Genomic DNA, 22,337 nt, shown 5'->3' on the forward strand with positions numbered 1-22,337 from the left:
TACCAAAGGGATACATTCGGTACATATTTAATACAGCGCATTGGTGAAGCGGCCAAACACATCGCCCTTTTACGGCGACAACCGCGGGTTCGATTCCCGCCATCCACTTATACTTGTTCATTAAAAGGTTTCACAAACAATATGTAATACGTTATGGGTACTTACATAAATTTATTGATTTTCAGTTAAAAAAGTATTGTGCGATTACACACGTTATGTTACATTAATGTTACTAATTTGTTGCATTGTATTATAAATGTTTCGTTTTTGTTTCTTGTTATTTCCGTAATGTTACAAAAAACTATAAATGTTGTTATGTGTATAGGAGTGTGTGTAGTAAAAAGTCTGAGTTGAAAGTACGTGCACACTTTAAATTTCCTTTCTGTCTGAATGAAGAAGACTACCAACTAATTAAGGGCTTTAAAGTAACCACTTTAAATAAAATGTGCTTCCTTTCCCACACACAATTGAGTACATATTTAAAGTACAGCCTAATTGCTACACAGACTCTTGTACATATAAACATTAAGGTGAAATAGAGATAAGAATTCATTACATAAAAAGCATTACCAAGCTAAACTTACAAAATATCATCTGTGCATTTTGATGAAATGTTAAAATGCCTAGATGATATTTTTTTTGAAGAATTCTTGGATATGTTTATGAATAACAATTCCTAATATTTAATGATTCTCTACTACTAAAACATCCGATAATTTATGTAATTAGATTTACAGGGTGTATGTACATTCACTTATATAGGGAAAATGAGGTTTTTCATATGAAGTATAGTTATAAAGTGTTTATATTTATTTGGACAATTATTTTATTGTTTTTTCTACTTTATTATGGTTACAGTGAAATTTCCGAAAACGAGCAAGTGCCAGTCATAACAATCAAACAATAAAAATAAGAGATACTACAAAAGCAAAATATAATAAAAATAGATACCTGAAAATGTTTAAGAACAGGAACAATTACATGCATAAACACCCTTACGATTTCCATGCATACCCCACGTCATTTGGGCAATAGGGGAAAAGTATTATTATTTGGCGTGCGCAATCTTCCATCACTAGTAGAAACGGAAAGTTCTGTATCCCTGCTGAAGGAGGAAGATGTCTACCTGCCAGGGGTCGGATCTATTCAGCATCTAGAAATATTGGAATTAAAAGTGTAGAAAACAAATGGTGAAAAGGGAACATATCTTGTGTTTCCTTTTTTATTCTTGTAGATAAGTCTGGGGAGAAAACGGGGATTTCTGCACGTAACATAGATCTCACCGGTATACTAATTGTGTTTTACGTATAGCTGGGAGTTGGTTTGATGGTATTTGCAATGGATGTGAGATTCTGTCATTCTTTTCATGAAATTGAATCATTAGACATTCCAAATATATTGTTTCCGAGTCAGTGCAGAAAATTGTATCAAGTGATTGGAGTCGGCATTCAAGAAGAATTCCGCAATCCCTATGTCATTATAAAAGAGCAACATGGTTCCGTTACATTCCGATTACCAGAAGAATTATCAACATGGGTGCAGAACAAATTATTACTTGTTAAAGGGAGCTAGTTTGTTTCCATACTGCATTTCAGTTAGCCATGCGAAGTTTTGTGCCATTTTTTGATCTCGGATATAAAAAGAATAGTCTGTCAGGTTAGGTGAGGTGAGGAGATGCCACCTTTGACTTTCACATCATACGTAGGATGTGGTGTAACTTGAATCAATTCAGATTTATGATTCTGAGTAAACATTCTAACCTTTTTAAACTTGTTAATTACGGGCTGTATCTCCATTTTAAACCGATCATAGGGATATATTTTATTTTTATGGTAATATCTATCCAGTTCAATCAACTCTGACACTGCTGTATCAAATTCACTCTTTACTTCAGGATTTACTTTTTGCAACCATTCTTTTGCATAAGGGCGGAATGAAGATCTATAAAACAAATTCATATCAAAACGAGCTAATGTGAGTGGCTTTCCTTTTTCTTTTTGTTCTTTCATATAGGTAAATAATTGTTCAAGTTCCTCAGCTTTCCATACAGAGTATAAGGATTATTTCATCGCTTCTGTAGCGGTTGAGTTATCAAAATTTTGCTGAACAGCTGCTGCTTCCCAAAGCCCTGTTTCAAATGCAATCACATCATATTCCAGGTGTAACAGCTTGGGAGGAAGTGCTGGAAGACGGGACCCCTAAGAAAGCAAAAAAACTAGGTGTGAAATAATCAGTTATTTGTGATGGTGGATTCTCCTAGGTGGAGGATTCGCCGTTTTTTATTATATGTTATGTTGTGGTTTTTATATAAAGCATATTGAAAAGATGGATTAAATCTTCTGGAATGATGTCTCCATAATTAATCACTTGTACAATAACCTTTCAATTATCACTAAATCCATTCATATCAACAAGTTGTCCCATATATCCCTTTGTAGCAATATCTTTTAAAGTACGCTAAAAAATACCCTTTATTTTATCTTTATCTTATCTTTACCTTATCTTTAAATTTTTATATTAAACTTGAAACCTTAAAGTATTGATATATGAGTCTAAAAGGGTGGGAGATAGATGTTCATTACATAGTTTATATATAACCAATTACCTTTGAAAAATTGCATTTCTTATACGAGGAGGAATATATGAAGGATACAAGTAAAAAACAAATTATAAAAGTGTTCCTTATTAGTATTTTAGGCTTAGGAACAATACTTGGAATGCTATATTTTAATCATAAAACCAATATTCAACAAAATAAAGCGCTAGCCACCGAAAAACGTGTATTGCAATATGAGTCTACCTTAAAAAAAGAATTAGAAAAATATAATTTAGGAGAGAAAACACCAATTTTATTAGGAATTATGTATCAAGAGAGTAGAGGTGAGGGAAACGACCCTATGCAGTCATCCGAATCACTTGGATTAAAGCCAAATGAAATTCAAGAGACAAGCTTGAGCATTAAACAAGGGGTAAAGCACTTTGCTAAAATGTACAAATATGGAACGGAAAAAGATGTTAGCATGGATACAATTATTCAAAGCTATAATATGGGGCCAGGTTATATTGATTTTGTTGCTAGTCAAGAAGTTAAACAACACTCGGAGGATTCAGCCAAAAAGTTTTCTAAGATGAAAGTTGATCAAAATCCAGCGATGTATACTTGTGGTGGAAATAAAAATAATTTTAGGTATCCATATTGTTATGGTAATTTCACATATGCCACAAAGGTAAATGAAAAAACAAAACTTATTGAAGAACTTCTTCGAAATGTACATAGCTCTTCTAAATAAGTTGCAGAATGAAATATAATGATACCGTCAGTTAATAATAATAATAGCTAAGAAAAAACTACTTCCTTTCTTAATTCACATAATTTTCAAAAATAAATCCTATGGATGTTAATATTTGTTATATAATATATTTGTCAAAGCATTACCCCTAAAGTTTCTACAGTCAATCTGTAAGATAGTTTGTTTGGCTCGTATATTCACCTTAAACTAAAAAGAACTTGTAGAGAGTCCTACAAGTTCTTTTTGTTTTAAGGGTTAAATGTGGATTTCAAATATAGTTGCAATTTTTTGAGGGGGAAAAGTAAATGTTTATAAAAACAGAAAGATTATTAATACGGAAATTTGAGTTCAAAGATTGGCAAGCTGTTCATGAGTATACATCAGATATCAATGTTATGAAATACATACCTGAAGGGGTTTTTACTGAAGAAAATACAAGAAACTTTGTGAATGAAAACATTGGTGAAAACGCTAAGAACTTTCCTGTAGTATTAATTGATAAAGATATTCTGATTGGTCATATAGTTTTTCATAAATATTTTGGTGAGCATACATATGAGATTGGTTGGGTGTTCAATCCTAAATATTTCAATAAAGGATATGCTTCTGAAGCAGCACAAGCTACATTGGAATATGGCTTTAAGGAAATGAAATTACATAGGATTATAGCTACATGTCAACCACAAAATACCCCATCATATCGAGTAATGGAGAAGATTGGAATGAGAAGAGAAGGCTATTTCAGGAAGTGTATACCACATGGGAATGAATGGTGGGATGAATATTATTACGCTATTTTAGAAGAAGAGTAGTGTTTCAGAATGCATCATTTAAATTGACACTCTTATTCCTAAATAGGCAAGTTGACTATCTTTATTGGGGATTCTTGCTACTAAAGGCGAAGTTTATTTTCAGTATCGCTGACGTGCAAAACTTTGTATAATCTGATCTTATCTCTAAATCACAACTGTTACCCCATCACCATCAAGTTAAAGTTTCGTTTTATTTTGCTAACTTGATGGTGATGTGACGTAACCTTAATTATTTAAAAATTTTAAAAAGGCCCCTTAGTCATGTTAAAGGGACCTTGATCACGCAAATGATCTGTAAACCAATTCATTTTTGATATACAGATCATTTGTATAATAATTTTTATAAATAATTGCTAAATAGTGAATTTACATAAATGCTTTTAGTAGTTCTTGAATTAATGGGATTGCTCCACCTATAAATTTTAAAACTGCCATTGCGATTTCCATATTATTCTCTCCTCTTTTTCGTATTAAGATGTAATAAATCTTTATAACCTTATTATAGTAAGCGCTTACAATTATAACAATACATTTTCGTATGCAATATTGCATATTTATACATTAGATCTCTATTATTCATTTTTTAATGGTACTATAGCGAGGTGAGAGTCTTTAAGGGTTCTGCTTAATAGGAGGAAATATGGAAAGAGTGCAAGCGATTTACAGTAATCAAAAATTTAAGAGTTGGGTTAAACAGGTATTAGCTGTAGGAGGAGTAATAGGGTGCTGTTATTTGGTGTTATATGTTTTCTGTTTCTTAGTTATCATGTAAATAGTATACAACTAAACTAGTAGAGTCTTGCCTAGAAAGGTAAGGCTCTTTTATTGTAGTACCTGGAGATGAGCAAACTACATACAATATCTCTCAGGTTTTTCAGATCACTTTGTACGGTTTCTTGTTTAGAACACTAATTCCTATCATTGAAAACAGAATTCTATGGATAAAAAATATGTTTTTACTAGATACATATTAAAAAGACAAGCATAAATTATATTAGATTTTGACAAAGTCTTTTTGATTTCGAAAAGGATTTAAATCTTACTTATAGATTTGATTCCTTTTTATATAATATAATCCTTATATTGATACGTAAATATAATACAGTAATAATGATTTAAAAGCAAGAATTTTAGTAGCGGTACATTCACACATCCATCAACTTAAGATTTTAAAGTAGCTCTTAAACAAAAAAATTCTTTTTTTAATTAATTAATAGTAAACAAGAAAGATTGGCAAATTAACAACTAAAGAGATTTATTCAGGTAAAATCTATCAAAAGGTCCTTTACAAAATTTATACATAATTCAATTACAAAATAATGTAAAAATTATGCATTTTTGTAAAATAAATTCATTGACACTTGTGTATATAAGTAACTATACTCGTTACATCAAATTGAATGCGTGATAATACGATTTTATTATTATTACAAACATGTAAATATAAAAATAGAAAATTTCAATTTGATAAATACAATGGTAGAGGTGTTTATTTTAATGAAGCACAAATTAATTGCAACAGGTATCCTTGCAGGAGCTATATTATCCTATTCTTCTAATATTTTAGCAGATACTCATAAATTCCCTGATGTTCCTACATGGGCTGATAAATCCGTTAACTATTTAGTTGATAAACAGGTATTAAATGGTTATCCAGATGGAACTTTTGGTTCAAATGACTCCTTAGACAGAGCTTCGGCTACAAAGATTATGACAAAAGTTTTAGGTATACAAATTGATCCTAATGCAAAACCATCTTTTACAGATTCACAAAATCACTGGGCTACTCCTTATATTGCTGCTGCTGAAAAAGCTGGTATTGTTAAAGGTGAAGGTAATGGAATCTTTAATCCATCCGGAAAAGTAACTCGTGCTGCTATGGCTACCATGCTAGTAAATGCATATAAACTACAAAGCACAGCAAATCATAACGAGCAGGTTAGATTTGAAGATTTAAAAGGGCATTGGGGAGAAAAACATGCCAATATTTTAATAGATTTAAAAATTTCTAATGGTACCGAGAACGGTTGGCAACCAAATAGATTTATAACACGTGCTGAAGCTGCTCAACTTACTGCAAAAACAGATATGTTACAACAAAATTTAAACGATGAAAAAGAGGTTATTACTGCTACCTCATATGAAGATTTAAATTTAACAGTGGCTTCGAAAATTACAGCTCAAGAGATTGATAGTTTTATTGCAAAATATCATTCAGATAGTCCCTTAGTTGGACATGGACAAGATTTTATCAATGCGCAAAATCAATATGGCGTGAGTGCTCATTATTTAGCGGCGCATGCGATTTTAGAATCTGGATACGGAAAATCAGAAATCGCATATCAAAAACATAATTTATTCGGTCTACGTGCATATGATGGAGATCCGTTTAAATATGCGAAATATTTACCAAGCTACGGCGATAGCATTGCTTATAATGCTAATTATGTACGAGAAAGATATTTGGAAGAAAATGGTATATATTATAACGGGCCAACATTAACTGGCATGAATGTGAAATATGCATCAGATAAAGGCTGGGCTAAGAAAATTGCAGGCATTATGGAACGTATTAAACCGTTTCGTGTAGAAGACTATACATATGCAAAAAAATTATCAAAGAATCCTGAAACATTAGATGTCGAAGCGTTATCAAATGAAATTCCGTATAAAATGTATGCAGACGGTTCAAGCACAAATGTTGTATCATCAGCTACTTACTACCAGGTACCTTATCCATTTAATTTGAAAATTAAAAGTAGACCAGATGTAGCTGTCGAGGAAAATAAAGTTGGTACAGTAACTCCTGGAACAACCATCTTTATTTATCGTGAAGATCCAAATGGATGGGTAGAATTCTCTTTTGAAGCTAATGGAGAAAAATATTGGACATTAAAAAATAAATTAAGTATGTAATTAAAAAGATCTATTGCACTAGTTTTAAAAGTATGGGATTGGACAATTGATTCTCTAGATTGGAAATACAGTAAATTACCCGTTGATGTAGCAGCTGCAAAGATTATTCAAAATGTCTTAGCAGGTGCGACATCCGCATGCTTTTTCGGGAAAATGTTGCGCAAAGTAGGTTCATTTTCAGCACTATCTCCTGGTTCATCGTAATCTTCAATGATGTAATCATTTCCATTTTTTATGACTGTCACACGGATTGGAAGTAAATGTCCTGCTTGAGGAACTGTCTGTGTTTCGCGGTTATATCCTTGCATGAGGGAATGGAGGTAGACATACATTTTTTCATCCTTCATTTCAGTTCCATAGATTATACGCGTCTCAAATTGTTTTTCTGTATGATTTAATTTGTCTTGATCCCAGGCAATGATACTTTCTGAAATAAGGGAATCTAGTTTGCTGTTTAGCGGAATGTCCGTTACATCCTTTGGATTATTTTGGACCGAATCACACCCTGTTGTAATGAAAACGAGTATGACAATACTTACGGTAATCATTATCTTTCTCAAAATCTTATTTTCATATGTTAATGCAAAACGTCTGCTCATTAATTCACTCCATTTCTCTTCGTGCCAATCAACCATTGACATAAATCATTTATATGACAATAGTAAAACCGATTTCATACTAGAAACTTATTCTATCCAAGGAAATATATTGCATTATATAATACATACTATACCATTCTTATACATAACGGGAGAGACTCTATGAGAAAAGTTATCATGTATTGCGGAATCTTTATTATGATTCTTTTAAGCGGTTGTGTCCGATTCGGAAAAGATACTACAGATACCATTTATCTCATTCCAGAAGCATACGAAGGAGACCTTTTGGTTCTATATAATGTTCCAGGAGCTGAGTTGTTGCCAGAAGAAGATGAGTTTCGTGTCGTTACTTTTTCTACAGACGGGACCGCAGTGACATCAACAGTTAATATGAAATATGGAGAAGTCAATGACACATATTACACAGTTAACAAGGAAGGTAAGCGTACTAAACTTGACGAAAGCTGTATACGCGTTGGTTCAAATGGAAGCACTACTGAAAACATTGGTAAAGAAAATGAGCATACATTCTCATACGCGAAATTGAAAGTAACAACTAGTGCATGCTCACAAAACTTTTCATCCTATGGCAGAGAAGTTCTAGAAAATCAAGAACACCCTGCAGAGAATAAGCTGAGGGACTTACTGGCTCATGTAAAAGAGAAGTATATGAAAGTGAAGGGCTAAATTTTAAAATTCTAAAAAGGGTGAATGGATGATGTTAGGGATAGGGTTGATTGTATTAAGTATTTTACTTGTCAGCATTGTATTTTTACCATGATGCTTTATTCCAAGTGAGACAGAAAACATGTAGTATTTTTATTCGTAATCATCCAAAAAAGAAAGAGGGATATTTGTTACAATCACGGCATTGTAGAAGAAATAGAATAAAAGAGGAAAATATATACTGTTACAAATTAATATTCCATGTGTTTTTTGAACATACATTACTTATCTTTAATGTATATATTGAATATATGAATATATTGTGTTATGATGTGAATTAGAAACTCGCGTGTTTCAAATACAACATTTTTATCTTTTTGATGACCTCTTATCTTTCCGTAAGAGGTCCTTTTTTTATCCCTCCGTATTGTATAGCCGCTAAAATACTATGAAAAGATACTAGAGACTACTACACTGTGATATCCTCTAGTATTTTTTCTTTATCTATATTATCTATTGTTAGGTAAACGACGAATTAGTACTTTTTGTATAATTTTCACAAAATAACTTTGAATCATTATTTATTTCAATATAAAGTAATGAAAGGACATATTTGACTATCGTCTTTAATTTTTCCGACAGCAAGCAAAGTTAGCATGTTTAATGCATAATCAGACGCCTGTAAATGAGCATTACTATTTAAATTTTTACCAGAGAGTAATTTAGTTAATTAGTAGAAAAAGGAAGGGGCCTATTTGGCTCCTTCCTTTTTCTCATACATACATAACGCTTGTTGACAACTTATGAAATAATAGCATTCATCGCTATTAAAATATAACATTAAAAGCAATTAATTAGATATGTAATTTTGCATATATTGTACTATTTCATGAATAGGAACAAAACTATTTATTCCTTTCTGTATGGAGACAAATAGATTTAGGTTTACTTAGGGTAAGAAGACCTGATCATTGATTGCTGGTTAAACCATATTTCTACGTATTTGAAACAAATTATTTCACTGAATTGTATGTTAAAGAGAGTGCGGGATTTATGAAATGTAGATTATTCCTTGATTTCTTACTCGTGATTTTACTTGGACATCGGAAAAGAAGTTACGTTATATACGATTTCAAAAGGGGATATTATTCAGTGCATCCAAAGATGCACTCCGTTTCCTGTTTCCTATCCTACTAAATTACCATTCCAAGCAAATTTCTTCTCTTTCAAACAATTCATCCATTGAATAAAGATAATTCGGCCATACGTATCGGAGGACATGAAACTTTCTTAATACCATTTGGAATATATTTCAATATACTTCCGATACTATAACAGATCGAAAATTTCTTTATTGGAGGTATATAATGGCATATCCATTTCGTAACTTAGTATTTGAAGGTGGCGGGGTAAAGGGAAGCGCTTATATAGGTGCCATCCGTGCACTAAATGAAGAAGGGATTTTACCAGAAATACAACGATTTGGAGGGACTTCAGCAGGAGCGATTACTGCATTACTTTTAGGTCTTTCCATTCCATTCGCAGATCTTGTAAAAATCCACAAAGACATGAATTTCAAAGCGTTTAAAGATGATGATTTTTCGATTGTACAAGATAACATTCGTTTGTTTTTTGATGGTTTTGGTATCTATAAAGGGGATTTCTTCACTGAGTGGGTAGGAAAGATCGTTGAAAAGTGGACAGGGAGTAAGGACACAACTTTTCAGCAGTTGTATGACAAAACAGGAAAAGACGTGTTTTTCCAAGGAACGAACGTTTCTACACACCAGCTTCGTACGTTTTCTCGCGAAACGACACCTGATGTCCCGTTAGTAGTTGCTGTGCGGATTTCGATGTCCATCCCATTCTTTTTTAAATCTGTGGAATGGGATAAAGATTATTATGTAGACGGAGGTGTACTCGATAACTACCCAATTCGTTTATTTGATCGGAAAAGTTTTGTGAATAAAGAAGAACACTTCACGACCACAGATACGATTGACGAGGTTAATAAACTGATAAGCAATATAGAGGATCATTCTACACTAAGAAGCTTACACACGAAATACAATGCATCTTTCTTTGATCCTACAGATGAAATTGTCTACAACAAAGAAACACTTGGTTTCCGTTTAGAATCTCAGGCGGAGGTTGCCATGTTAAAACATATCGCAACCTCAACAGAACATCATATTGGCCATTCTCTTATTCATTTTGCATGGAATTTGTCTCAAACCATGATCAAAGGTCATGAGAGCGGAAAAACCACCAAAGAAGATGCTGCCCGCACTGTATTTATTAATACATTCTTTACGTCGTCGTTTAATTTTGATATCACAGAAGAAGAAAAGAAAACACTCATGAATTCAGGTTATACTTCTACTAAAGACTATCTACATCAGTTTAATACGTCTGAAGTAAAATTGTTTAATCGACCATAAAGCCGAGTGCAATGCACTTGGCTTTTTTTAATCGTCCTGTAAATTCTTTTTTTAGTAGCTAATAAAAATTTAGATAGACTATGCATAGAACAAGAGAGAGGAGATAACAGAAAGTAATAAATATAAGTTTTGATGACTTCTTATTTTGTAAAACTAGGGTGTAGAAAGGGTGAAACAGGTGGAAGAAAAACGAATTATGATTTATACAATTTTTTGGCTAACACAGTACAAAAGAGAACCTTAAAACGGTGGATAGGAATGTATCAAAAAATGAATAGAGTAGCAAGGCGGATTTATTGTGGAAGTAGGGATTTTCCTTTTTCTTTCTACTGATAATAAAGCGTTATGTAGACTGGGGATGTATAAGGTATTCATTGCTATTCCTTCAAAATGCTGATGTTACATCACATTAAAATAACCTCTAATTTAAGTATTGAAATTCTCTAAATCTCTATGTATTATATTCTTGTATTTTCTCACTTTGCGAAGCCTAGAAAACATCATCATTTCTGAAAGAACTCGAACTCTAGCCGGTTCTTTGAATTTACTTGAACTTATTTTTGAATCATTGTATTATATTTTCGAGTCTTACTCATATAAATCATTATCAGGAGAATCTGCAAATTTGCCGGTTCTTTTTTATTTTATTGAAAGTAAAATTTTAGCCAGTCGTTTATTTTCATATTGTTGGTTTTTATACGTGTTTGGTAAAAAATCAATGTGTTGCAAAAAAATACTATGCTGAAATCTAGTTCGGTATAGCAATGTGCATATAAAAGATCTCACTTTGCTATATCCCCTAAAAAGAGTCATAAAAATCTATATTTTTTTAATTCAGTTGCATACTACAAAACTTCTTTTAAAAGAAATGTATGTACATACACATTATATTTTGTTCTATAACTCTCTAACTTTTGTTCACGATAGTCTGTTAAGTACAGGATTATTGGCGGGTGGTGCAATAGGTGCAGAAGATGTGAAAACAAATGAAAAAGTACAAGTTGCTGTTGCAGGTAAAGAGGGAAATATGACGTATAAAGAAATTGATAAAGCAGAATCTCCATTGTTATTTGGAATGTATCCTTTATGTTAAGATCCTAATAAGAAGTTAGTTTTTTTTGATAATTAATATTTATACAAAATGTATAATTAATATACTAAAACGTTTTTAAATTTTATTAATGTATTCCTTTTCATCTGAATGAATTATTTATTGCAACAGGTTTCCCGTTCAAAACAAGATGTTCAAACAAAAGACAATATAAGTATCTTTATAATGATTTTTCAATATAATCAATGTGTTTATGAAAGGAACTCTGTGTTATTTTTGCTTTTTTACTAACTAATACAGCTTCAAACAAAGGACACAATTGCTACATACTAAGTATAATTTATTACCTATTCAAAATTCTGTCTATTCAATCTTTCTAAAAATAAAAAAAGATTAAACTTATAAATATACAAGTTATAATGAGGGCGTCGAGACACAATTTATTACCTCTAGAGAAAATATCAAACCTCGTTTTGGATTAAAAATTCTAAACAACTTGCCAGTAATTTTTTAAAATTGGACATACTGATATGATTACTATACGGAGGATAGCGGATTAGAAGGGAAGTTTATTCAACTCAATAAAGAAAGCGTTATCAAACAAAACTTGTTTTGAATCGATCATTCTAATAACTTAGATTCAACTACAGCTAAAAATAATAAATTATGGGGGTGCTTATATGAACATGAATGTAGCATCTATTAAAGAAAAAAAGATTGTTAAATACAAAAGTTGTTTTGATGTGATTGGGCCCATAATGATAGGCCCTTCAAGTTCACATACTGCAGGTGCTTTGGCTATTGGAACAGTTGCTAATAAATTATTTCAAGGTCTTCCCAAAAAAGTTGTGGTAAAGTATTATGAATCATTTGCTGAAACCCATAAAGGTCACGGAACTGATTTTGCAATTATTGCTGGTATATTAGGCTTAGCTGCTGATGACAGCAAAGTGCCAGATGCTATTAAAATAGCAGAGTCTAAGGGAATTGACATTACCTTTATTGAACAATTGGGTAATAGTCCTGCTGGTCATCCAAATACGGCAGATGTATATGCAGAGGATGAAAGTCGAAGTATTAGAGTAATGGGTATTTCGGTCGGTGGTGGGTTGATTGAAGTCAAAAATGTTGAAATTGATGGATTTAGCTTAAATCTGCAGGGGCCATTGCCAGTTGTTATTGCGATTTCAGAAAGAGCTGACTTTGAATTTGTTTTACGCAGGATCTTTAAACAATATGATGTGGAAATTAACAACTTTCATAGTTTGGAAGATAAAACAAAATATTTATATGCATTCGCTTTGGATTCGATATTGCCAGGTAATGCTCAGAAGGAATTAGGAGATTTAAGCAATATAGCTAATCTTATTATTCTTTAGTCACATTAAGGAGTGAAAAATATGCATATGGCCATAAAAGAAATTGTGGATGCAGCTAATAAAAGCCAAAAGCAAATTTATGAATTAGCAATCGAACAGGAAATCAAACAAACTAAAACTTCTTATGAAGAAGTATGGAGTAAAATGGAACGAAATTTAGCGACTATGCAACATGCAATAAATAAAAGTATCGAGGGCGACGGTGTATTTTCTCCAACAGGTTTGACCGGAGGGGATGCTGTAAAAATTAAAAACTATCGAGAAAATAGGAAAACTCTTTCTGGAGATTTGATGGTGTTAGGGATTCAAAGTGCTATCGGTGTTAATGAAGTAAATGCTGCATTAGGAGCTATTTGTGCAACTCCAACAGCAGGTGCGAGTGGGACGATTCCGGGAGTCCTATTTAGTATTAAAGATACGTTGCAGTTAAGTCATGAAGATATGATTCATTTTCTATTCACTTCAGCGTTATTTGGAACGATAGTCGCAAACAACGCTTGTATTTCAGGAGCGTATGGAGGATGTCAAGCTGAAGTAGGAAGTGCCTCAGCGATGGCGGCTGCAGCTGCGGTAGAAGCTGCGGGTGGAACGCCACAGCAATCTTCTGAAGCTTTTTCGATTGCATTACAAAATTTACTCGGTTTAGTTTGTGATCCGGTCGCTGGTTTGGTAGAAATTCCTTGTGTAAAGAGAAACGCCATTGGAACGGCAAATGCTTTAGCAGCAGCGGACATCGCATTAGCCGGCGTAAACAATCTCATCAATGCTGACGAAGTGATTGAAGCCATGTATAGAGTTGGAAGACAGATGCCTCGCGAATTAAGAGAGACAGGTTTAGGTGGTATTGCAGCTACACCTACAGGAATTTCCATTAAAAATAAAATCTTTGGGGAGAAACAATCAAATCAATAAGTTATCGAGTATATTGTGAAGTTTTTAACAATTTTTACTCAATTGTTCGCCTAAGGATGTCTGTATATTGGGGGAGTTATCAATAAAATATACTACTATATAATTAAAATATTTTATAAGTGGTAACAAACCCTTCAGGTTGATGCTTCGCTAATTTTTTGATTTTTATTAACCTAGAAGGGGGATATTCGTTGTGGGGCACTATATAAGCTATTCATTTTTCAAGAACGGTCTATATTCCTATATCTTAAAAAGAGAATTAAGAATAGGACACAAGGAGGAATTATTATATGGATGGGAATACTGCAAAAAACATAGAATTTCAAGCTGATAACACTGCAGTAAAAAATGAGAAATATCTAGACCCTAAAAAGTGGCATAAACAGGATACTACCTGGGCATTGAGCCTTTTTGGAACAGCAATTGGAGCAGGAGTACTCTTTTTACCGATTAATGCAGGTTCAGGTGGTTTATTATCATTGCTGTTAATTACCATACTTGCATATCCTGTTATGTATTATTCACATAGGGCGCTTGCTAAAATGATTTACGCTTCGAACTCTGCCGATGAGGGGATTACAGGTACAATAAGAGAGTATTTTGGAAATAAGGCAAGTATCATTTTTAATATTGTATATTTTGTCTCCATTTATACGATCGTGCTGATGTACTCGGTCGCACTTACAAATACCGCTAGTAGCTTTATCGTGCATCAATTGCACATGTCGGAGCCTCCAAGGTCCATTTTATCGCTTGTTTTAGTACTCGGTCTTATCGCTATACTAAATTTTGGTCAAGATATAACTGTAAAGATCATGAGCATGCTAGTGTATCCTTTTATAGCTTCTCTACTTTTTATCGCAATATCTTTGATTCCACAGTGGAATACGTCAATGCTTAGTTTTTCAAGTGTTTCTACTGCTTCAACAGGAACAGGATATTTAGGAACGATATGGATGATACTTCCAATCATAGTATTCTCGTTTAATCATTCGCCTATGATTTCGTCATTTGTTATGAAACAGAGAGCTACGTATGGAATAGATGCTACTGATGCTAAATGTGCTCAAATACAAAAAGTTTGTTATATTATGACATTCGCAGTTGTTATGTTCTTTGTTTGGAGCAGTACCTTAAGTTTAACTCCAAATGATCTTAAGGTGGCAAAAGAACAGAACTTGTCAATCCTATCATATCTTGCTAATGAGCTTAATTCGCCAGTAATCACTATTGCAGCTCCTATCATTGCATTTGTGGCTATTACAAAGTCTTTCCTTGGTCATTATATAGGAGCGTATGAGGTAATGCGTGACATGATTATCAAGTCCAGTAAAAAACGTGGGAAAGATATAGGAGAAAAAACAGTTAAGACAATGATTCTTACTTTTGTCGTATTAACATGCTGGTATGTTGCTTATACAAATCCAAGTATTCTTGGAATCATTGATGCCCTTAGCGGTCCGCTAGTTGCTGCTATCTTATGTATACTACCAATGTATGCAATCCATAAAGTAGCAGTACTTGCTAAATACAAAGGGAAATCTAGCAATGTATTTGTCATTATTATAGGTATTCTTACTGTCCTAGCAAGTATTAAGTCATTATTCTAATCCACTATTGTTAGTATCGATGCAAAAACCGTGGGATATGGAAAAAAGAAAGATTCTTATCGGAACTGAATTCTATATTGTTAAACTAAAGAAATCATGGTTTTGGACAAACTCCTCACATTGGAGAGTTTGTCTTTTTTTATCATTTTAGCCAAGAAGACCCCTTCCTCAAGGAACGCAAAATAAGTAGGTGGGAGATGAATTGGCTAAAATGATAAACTGGTGACCCCGTATGTAGAAGTAAAAAAGGGGGAAACTATTGTATAATTATCGATAATTTAGGGGGCGCCAAATGAAACATAATAAAGAAGTAACACTTGGGGATTACGTTGAATTTTCATATCGTAAAAATCATAATTTGAAATTAATGGGATTTGTGGTGAATGTTTTACAAAATACAATTGTTGTAGATATTGCGGAAAGAATGGATATCGAGGTAGATGATTTTAGGCAAGTTGTAAAGCATGGTTATTATAATAAAGTGGTTCATAAGCAAATAAAGAATAGTGTTTCATAAAAAGTGCTCCTATATATAAATTTAGGAGCACTTTTTATGGAGAGAATTTTCGCAAAGATTTTTTTGTCTGAGGTATAAAATTTTCATATAAAAATACGTTTTGAAGATATTTTCTTATTTGTTAATTAATAATTTTTTCAATCTTTATAGCTGTTATGGATTTAAAATATTATTCATAAAAATTTCACATAATTTTATTAAAAAGAAAAATACTAATACTTGTTTTAATACTTTACTTCGAGTCATTAAAACAAATTTACTAACTACGAAACAAGGAGGCATCACTGTGGACATTCGTGAAGGATTAATTCCAACAGCTTTAGGTACAGCAGTGACAGCAGCAGGTTATGCTCTTAAACAAACTCGTGGAACTAATAAAATGATTGCAAATACAGTATTTGGTTTTGGTTTAGCACACGTCGTTTTAGGTGTAATCGATCTTGTTGAACATCGTCGTTAGAACGAAAGGCAAGCATTGATATATGCTTGCCTTTTTGGGAGTACATTTATTATTCATTTTTCAAAATATGTTTGTATGACGTAATCATTATCAATGTAATTAAATAGTTACACTACAAGAAAATTAGAAAGTAAAACTGTGAGCATTGAATTTTATGAAATGAGATGGTGATGGAATGGAATTTTCTTCTGAAAGTAATACGTATCATGCTGGTGACATTGTTTATATTTTTTACCGAAATCCTCATACTCAAGACGTAGCTAACATACAAGCTGCAGCAGTTGTAAATAATCCTGAAAGACCTAATGAATTAGCACTATTTCTTTACGAAACGTATTATCCACTAACAAATGAGATGGCTATATATGCTACCGAAGATGAAGCAAACCAAGCTTACACTTACTATTATGGTGATATTTCAGAGGGGATGTTAGAATGAATAAGCCATTTATGCCTAAGCTCGTATATTTTGAACCGAAAGCATTAGATTATCCTTTGGGGAAAGAGCTGTTTGAGAAGTTTTCAAAGATGGATGTTGAAATTCGACATACTACTTCCCATAATCAAGTAAGAGATTTGCCAGGGGATAACGATTTTCAAAAGTATCGAGTAGCAAAATCCACGCTGGTTGTTGGTGTTAGAAAAACACTGAAATTCGATACTTCCAAGCCTTCAGCAGAGTATGCAATTCCTTTTGCAACGGGATGTATGGGACATTGTCATTATTGTTATTTACAAACAACGATGGGAAGTAAGCCTTATATACGAACGTATGTAAATGTTGAAGAAATTTTAGATGCTGCTGATAAATACATGAAAGAGCGTGCACCTGAAGTAACAAGATTTGAAGCGTCGTGTACTTCAGATATTGTAGGAATCGATTATTTAACGCATACCCTTAAACGGGCCATTGAGCATTTTGGAGAATCTGAATATGGGAAATTGAGATTTGTTACGAAATTCCACCATGTAGATCATTTACTTGATGCTAAACATAATGGAAAAACAAGATTTCGCTTTAGTGTAAACGCTGATTATGTGATTAAAAACTTTGAACCAGGAACTTCTCCCTTAGCTAAACGAATTGAGGCAGCAGGAAAAGTAGCTAGAGCTGGATATCCTCTTGGTTTCATTGTAGCTCCTATTTACCTGCATGAAGGCTGGAAGGAAGGATACTATCATATGTTTGAACGCCTAAATGCTGAATTACCTCTTGATGCACGGGATGATATTACATTTGAATTTATTCAACATCGTTTTACAAAGCCAGCTAAGAGAGTAATTGAAAAAAACTACCCGATGACAAAACTAGAATTAGATGAAGAGAAAAGAAGGTATAAATGGGGGAAATATGGAATCGGAAAATACATTTATCAAAAAGAAGAAGAAGAGGATATAAAAAACTATCTGTATTCCTATATGAAACAGTTCTTTCCTAATGCAAAACTAGAATATTTTACATAAAAGAAACGAAAAAAATTCATTACATTATCAATCTAAAAAATTACTCACTCAAAAAAGTGATATTGGTCAACAATTCGCTAATAAATCATTTGAAAAATTTATATACGAAAGTCTTTTATGTAAAAATATGTTTCATTATGAACTGAATCCCAACAGTTAAACAGAAAAATACAGCGGTTGTATGAATATAAGTCCGGTATTGTACCGGGCTCATTCTTTTTAACGTTGCATCAATTCTTTTGTGAACATATTAATTTGAACATGTTTAAAAACGAACCATCTTTTGACAATGGTATTAGCGCTTTAGAAAGAACTTTCATAAAAAATGGTACTAATAATCCCTCCAAGTATTACTCCCATAGTAGAACCTAATAACAAAAATCTAATTGTTTAATTAGTAATTCTAATCTACCATTTTTTGCTGTACTATCAACTAAAGAAACAGTAAATGGTTGTTGAAACATATTAGAAAATCGAGCAATTAAAGACATAATATTATATTTAGCAAAAGCCGATGCAACTAAAGCTAATTTCGCTCCAACAAGTTGAACTCCATATCCTAAAACTTCTATAGAAGTCATAAGCATTAAAAATAAAAAGATACAAATTACTTTAAAAGTAATAAACTCCATAATCATACCCCTTAAGTTTCTATAAATACATAACTCAATAATTATATTAAAAATATTCAATATTTTCATTAAAATATAAATCGATTTCTATTTTATAATCAAAAACTATACTCTTTTATTTTGAATGATGGCATCACCTTTTATTAGAATTGTCCCTTGGTTTAGCAAATGTTTTTTTGTAAATAATATATTTGTTAAACCATTAATTAAGGGGGACTAGTATGCCGCAGGATCGAAAAGAAGAAGTGCAAAACGATACATATGAAGGAAAAGAGGTTATGCCAGATAATCCACAATATCTACCGCGTCACGTGCAAATGGAGCTGCCTCCCGAATTTTCTATAAATCCTCTTTTTGCCCGCAAAGGAGAATCAGTCGTTCCGCGCTTTCACATGCCTGATGAAGGCATGTTACCAGAAACAGCGTATCAAATCGTCCATGATGAAATGACTCTTGATGGCAATGCACGCTTGAATCTTGCAACATTCGTTAGTACATGGATGGAACCTACCGCAGAGCACTTATATGCTAAATCATTTGATAAGAACATAATTGATAAGGACGAATATCCACAGACAGCTGAAATTGAGGAGCGGTGTGTCCGCATTTTAGCCAACCTCTGGCATTCCCCCAGCCCCCTTACAACTATGGGCGTTTCAACAACTGGATCGTCGGAAGCCTGTATGCTCGGGGGGCTTGCGTTAAAGAGACGCTGGCAAAATGCACGAAAAAGAGAGGGTAAGCCGGTGGATCGGCCTAATATTGTGTTTAGTTCTGCTGTTCAAGTCGTTTGGGAAAAATTTGCGAACTATTGGGAGGTTGAACCACGCTATGTGAAGGTTAGCCCTGAGCATCCCCGATTAGATCCTCAAGGGGTCCTTGCAGCCGTGGATGAAAATACGATTGGTGTGGTACCGATTCTCGGTGAGACTTATACTGGACTTTACGAACCGGTTGCCGCCATTGCAAAAGCGTTGGACGATTTACAGGAGAGGACGGGACTCGACATTCCTATGCATGTAGATGCGGCTTCGGGCGGATTTATAGCACCGTTTCTTCAACCAGATTTAGTCTGGGATTTTCAGTTGTCGAGGGTGAAGTCCATCAATGTATCGGGACATAAATATGGATTAGTCTATCCTGGCTTGGGTTGGATAATTTGGCGGGAAGCTGATGATCTCCCCGATGATTTAATCTTCCGCGTCTCCTATTTAGGCGGAAACATGCCGACTTTTGCCCTGAATTTTTCACGTCCTGGCGCACAAGTGCTCCTACAATATTACAATTACCTGCGTTTGGGGAAAAGTGGGTACTATGATGTCCAAAGGGCTTCTCAGAAGGTCGCTCTTTTTCTTAGCAAGGCAATTCAGGAGATGGAACCGTTCGAACTTTTGTCCGATGGTTCGGATATTCCGGTTTTCGCTTGGCAACTGAAAAAAGGTTACACATTAAACTGGAACCTTTATGATTTATCTCGACAATTGCGTGTGTTCGGCTGGCAAGTACCCGCATATCCATTGCCTCCAGACCTAGAAGCAGTGACGATTATGCGCGTTGTGGTTCGAAACGGGTTTTCTATGGATCTCGCGCATTTATTTTTGAGGAACCTCAAACAGGCCGTTGCCTTTCTGGATTCCTTGGATGGACCTATGCCACATGATACGAAATGTGATAATGGGTTTCATCACTAATTGGGGAGCAGCTCTCGTCGTCGTTAAGTTGAGCTCAACACTCATAACTTTTCGAGCTATCGACTGGGAAGAGGTACAGAAAAGCTGATGGTTTCAACCAAGGGATACATGATGATAGGTGATGAACAAATTGATGCCTGAGGGCTTTACAATATCAAATCATACGCCCAGTTTTCAGAAATCTATTGGCTTTTCTTCTGGTTTCGAAAGACACAATTCAAATCTGTTGAAGAGTTAAAGAAATTTGTAGCTAGTATTTCCTTTTGGGAGGTACCATTACCTGCTTTAGGAGTTACTCCACCATTACATTGGATTTTATCGGATAAATGGGGTGAATCTCTTGTATTAGAATCGACAAGGAGTAGTGACTAATAGTCCTGAGTTTAATTGGCATTTACAAAATTTAAGACAATATATAGGTCTTAAATCGCAGCCATGCGAGGGGGATATACCATTAAGTACTTTTGGACAAGGTTCAGGTTCAATGGGACTTAATGGAGATTTCACCCCACCATCAAGGTTTATACGAGCAGCGTATGGTAAATAAAATATTCAGGGTATAGATAACGAAGAAGAGGGTATATCGGTCATTTTTCGTATTTTGTAAAATTGTGAGGTTCCAAAAGGAGGAGTAATAACGGAAGAAGATACATTAGATAATACTATTTATACAAGCGCAACGTGCATGGAGTCTGGTACATATTATTATCATATCTATGATTGTAGATAAATTATTGCCCTTCGATATTAGTAACAGGATAGCTGCTTAACGATAAAAATGAATTTGCCAATTTTCTTGCAAAATGTAACGGGTGCTCTACCGATTGGATATGAATATACATAATTAAGGGATTCATGTATAACCAGTGATTATGTAAAGCACTGACAATAATTCCTTGTTGTACAATTGATTTCATAAATGCAGGGATCTCTTCTTGTAGAACCGCGATTTCTCCTAAATTTAATGCATTGCCATTTTGATCCAACGATTCAAAACTTACTCCGACGGGAACTACATAGGCACTTCGTTTTCCTTGAACCAGGACCTTAAAATTGCGGTGAAAAGACACCGAACAACCACCTTGATTTATTTTACTCTTTCCTTTAAGAATTGCAGCAAATTGATCAGAAATGAAATTTAAATTAGACATAAGTTCAATTCCTTTCCCGTGCTAAATTTATCCATTTAGAAATTTAATTTAAAAAATGTAGTTCCTTCTTTTAAAGAAAAGAACTACTTATAAACAACTTTTCTCTAAAATAAACAGGCTGATATGTGTAATTTGTACCCTGTTTATTTTAGAAGAAATATAAATGTTATTTCCCAACAAACATAACTTAATGAATCCTTTCTATATATCATTATAAAAAATTCATAAAGTAGGCAATTGTACATCTTTATTTTATGTAGGTTAGATAAATATGTGCCTTAATAAGTCTGTGCTTTCTTTATGAAATTCTTATTGGTAATTAATACAACAATAAATTTAATATATTTTAATGATTGTATAGGGTAAAACTTAAGTTGTTTTTTCATTGAGACTATTCGTTTTTTCCATATTTCATATGGGAGTAAAGCACAAATTATTAATCCTATTGTTCCTAAAAGTAGCTTTGTTAATTGAGCATCAACAAAATGTCTACTGTTATAACCGTAATGTTGGACAGCGACAATGGATGGAGGTTCTTCTGCTACGCTATATTTAGGAGGAAAGGTTATAAATTCACCGTCTACATTATCCCATGAAGATCGTTATTTACTGAACGCTTGGGTGGTAACAGCAAACCAAAAACAAAAAATAAAGATGACAATTGATGGGAGAAAAATAGATACCAAAACATCAGATGAATTTGATGCGAACATTTCAACGAATTTATGAATTATTAAAAATAGAAC

General features: G+C 33.5%; 18 protein-coding genes, 1 tRNA gene and 6 pseudogenes. 19 read left to right on the forward strand and 6 right to left on the reverse strand.

Annotated elements, in window-relative coordinates:
• Positions 1 to 42: 42 nt before the first annotated feature.
• Together MHB52_RS12850 and MHB52_RS12855 are read left to right on the forward strand one after the other, a co-directional pair.
• Positions 43 to 102, forward strand: a tRNA-Lys gene (locus MHB52_RS12850).
• A 1,224-nt stretch (positions 103 to 1,326) separates the two neighbouring features.
• Positions 1,327 to 1,572, forward strand: a complete 246-nt coding sequence (locus MHB52_RS12855) for a hypothetical protein (protein ID WP_016117935.1) — start codon at positions 1,327 to 1,329, stop codon at positions 1,570 to 1,572.
• Here the strand turns inward: MHB52_RS12855 and MHB52_RS12860 are convergent.
• Positions 1,573 to 2,171, reverse strand: a pseudogene (locus MHB52_RS12860) (erythromycin esterase family protein); the annotation flags it as partial.
• A gap of 471 nt (positions 2,172 to 2,642) precedes the next feature.
• On the opposite strand from MHB52_RS12860, the gene MHB52_RS12870 reads away from it, so the two are divergent.
• Positions 2,643 to 3,290 carry a lysozyme family protein gene (locus MHB52_RS12870; RefSeq protein WP_061664172.1) on the forward strand — a complete coding sequence of 216 codons (648 nt, stop codon included), beginning with the start codon at positions 2,643 to 2,645 and terminating at the stop codon, positions 3,288 to 3,290.
• A 305-nt stretch (positions 3,291 to 3,595) separates the two neighbouring features.
• Entirely contained in the window at positions 3,596 to 4,102 is a 507-nt protein-coding gene (locus MHB52_RS12875; RefSeq protein WP_000470144.1) for a GNAT family N-acetyltransferase, read from the forward strand.
• A 366-nt stretch (positions 4,103 to 4,468) separates the two neighbouring features.
• Here the strand turns inward: MHB52_RS12875 and MHB52_RS12880 are convergent, their stop codons facing one another.
• Positions 4,469 to 4,654, reverse strand: a complete 186-nt coding sequence (locus MHB52_RS12880) for a hypothetical protein (protein ID WP_001987408.1) — start codon at positions 4,652 to 4,654, stop codon at positions 4,469 to 4,471.
• 945 nt (positions 4,655 to 5,599) lie between these two features.
• Between MHB52_RS12880 and MHB52_RS12885 the strand changes: the two genes are divergently transcribed.
• Complete coding sequence (locus tag MHB52_RS12885) at positions 5,600 to 7,018, forward strand: S-layer homology domain-containing protein (protein WP_061663294.1); 1,419 nt, start codon at positions 5,600 to 5,602, stop codon at positions 7,016 to 7,018.
• 24 nt (positions 7,019 to 7,042) lie between these two features.
• Positions 7,043 to 7,156: pseudogene (locus tag MHB52_RS12890) on the forward strand (polysaccharide deacetylase); the annotation flags it as partial.
• Here the strand turns inward: MHB52_RS12890 and MHB52_RS12895 are convergent.
• Positions 7,144 to 7,617: pseudogene (locus MHB52_RS12895) on the reverse strand (peptidase M56); the annotation flags it as partial. The pseudogenes MHB52_RS12890 and MHB52_RS12895 overlap by 13 nt on opposite strands.
• Before the next feature lie 162 nt (positions 7,618 to 7,779).
• On the opposite strand from MHB52_RS12895, the gene MHB52_RS12900 reads away from it, so the two are divergent.
• The 10 genes from MHB52_RS12900 (at position 7,780) to splB (ending at position 18,117) form a co-directional block, all read left to right on the forward strand.
• Entirely contained in the window at positions 7,780 to 8,304 is a 525-nt protein-coding gene (locus MHB52_RS12900) for a DUF6843 domain-containing protein (protein ID WP_061663295.1), read from the forward strand.
• Between the two features lie 1,346 nt (positions 8,305 to 9,650).
• The gene (locus MHB52_RS12905) at positions 9,651 to 10,724 is read left to right on the forward strand and encodes a patatin-like phospholipase family protein (RefSeq protein ID WP_000331137.1); all 1,074 of its coding nucleotides are present in this window, start codon (positions 9,651 to 9,653) and stop codon (positions 10,722 to 10,724) included.
• 868 nt (positions 10,725 to 11,592) lie between these two features.
• Entirely contained in the window at positions 11,593 to 11,817 is a 225-nt protein-coding gene (locus tag MHB52_RS12910) for a hypothetical protein (RefSeq protein WP_170950653.1), read from the forward strand.
• A gap of 638 nt (positions 11,818 to 12,455) precedes the next feature.
• Positions 12,456 to 13,154, forward strand: coding sequence for a serine dehydratase beta chain (locus MHB52_RS12915; protein WP_001056999.1), 699 nt, complete (start codon positions 12,456 to 12,458; stop codon positions 13,152 to 13,154).
• A gap of 21 nt (positions 13,155 to 13,175) precedes the next feature.
• Entirely contained in the window at positions 13,176 to 14,066 is an 891-nt protein-coding gene (sdaAA, locus tag MHB52_RS12920; RefSeq protein WP_061663513.1) for an L-serine ammonia-lyase, iron-sulfur-dependent, subunit alpha, read from the forward strand.
• A gap of 290 nt (positions 14,067 to 14,356) precedes the next feature.
• Complete coding sequence (locus tag MHB52_RS12925; RefSeq protein WP_000348955.1) at positions 14,357 to 15,676, forward strand: aromatic amino acid transport family protein; 1,320 nt, start codon at positions 14,357 to 14,359, stop codon at positions 15,674 to 15,676.
• 292 nt (positions 15,677 to 15,968) lie between these two features.
• Positions 15,969 to 16,193 (forward strand): DUF2187 domain-containing protein, encoded by a 225-nt coding sequence (locus MHB52_RS12930; RefSeq protein ID WP_000682213.1) that lies wholly within the window; start codon positions 15,969 to 15,971, stop codon positions 16,191 to 16,193.
• Between the two features lie 286 nt (positions 16,194 to 16,479).
• A complete protein-coding gene (locus MHB52_RS12935; RefSeq protein ID WP_000354585.1) occupies positions 16,480 to 16,653 on the forward strand; it encodes a hypothetical protein in 174 nt (57 codons plus the stop codon).
• Between the two features lie 175 nt (positions 16,654 to 16,828).
• Entirely contained in the window at positions 16,829 to 17,092 is a 264-nt protein-coding gene (locus MHB52_RS12940) for a transcriptional regulator SplA (RefSeq protein WP_000396091.1), read from the forward strand.
• On the forward strand, positions 17,089 to 18,117 hold the full coding sequence (gene splB, locus MHB52_RS12945) for a spore photoproduct lyase (RefSeq protein WP_001039638.1): 1,029 nt from the start codon (positions 17,089 to 17,091) through the stop codon (positions 18,115 to 18,117). The genes MHB52_RS12940 and splB overlap by 4 nt, the downstream gene beginning before the upstream one ends.
• Positions 18,118 to 18,485: 368 nt before the next feature.
• Here the strand turns inward: splB and MHB52_RS12950 are convergent, their stop codons facing one another.
• Positions 18,486 to 18,749 carry a lipid II flippase family protein gene (locus MHB52_RS12950; RefSeq protein ID WP_000394421.1) on the reverse strand — a complete coding sequence of 88 codons (264 nt, stop codon included), beginning with the start codon at positions 18,747 to 18,749 and terminating at the stop codon, positions 18,486 to 18,488.
• 221 nt (positions 18,750 to 18,970) lie between these two features.
• Here MHB52_RS12950 and MHB52_RS12955 point away from each other — a divergent pair, with 221 nt between their 5' ends.
• The gene (locus tag MHB52_RS12955) at positions 18,971 to 20,440 is read left to right on the forward strand and encodes a glutamate decarboxylase (RefSeq protein WP_061663562.1); all 1,470 of its coding nucleotides are present in this window, start codon (positions 18,971 to 18,973) and stop codon (positions 20,438 to 20,440) included.
• 210 nt (positions 20,441 to 20,650) lie between these two features.
• Positions 20,651 to 21,167 (forward strand): annotated as a pseudogene (locus MHB52_RS12960) (linear amide C-N hydrolase); the annotation flags it as partial.
• A gap of 4 nt (positions 21,168 to 21,171) precedes the next feature.
• Here MHB52_RS12960 and MHB52_RS12965 read toward each other — a convergent pair.
• Together MHB52_RS12965 and MHB52_RS12970 are read right to left on the reverse strand one after the other, a co-directional pair.
• Complete coding sequence (locus MHB52_RS12965; protein ID WP_000067579.1) at positions 21,172 to 21,591, reverse strand: DUF1259 domain-containing protein; 420 nt, start codon at positions 21,589 to 21,591, stop codon at positions 21,172 to 21,174.
• Between the two features lie 383 nt (positions 21,592 to 21,974).
• Positions 21,975 to 22,118 (reverse strand): annotated as a pseudogene (locus MHB52_RS12970) (cell division protein FtsW); the annotation flags it as partial.
• Between MHB52_RS12970 and MHB52_RS12975 the strand changes: the two are divergent.
• Positions 22,114 to 22,320 (forward strand): annotated as a pseudogene (locus MHB52_RS12975) (phosphodiester glycosidase family protein); the annotation flags it as partial. The pseudogenes MHB52_RS12970 and MHB52_RS12975 overlap by 5 nt on opposite strands.
• Positions 22,321 to 22,337 lie beyond the last annotated feature (17 nt).

The organism is Bacillus sp. FSL K6-0073 (assembly GCF_038006085.1).
In the GTDB taxonomy this organism is placed as follows: domain Bacteria; phylum Bacillota; class Bacilli; order Bacillales; family Bacillaceae_G; genus Bacillus_A; species Bacillus_A cereus.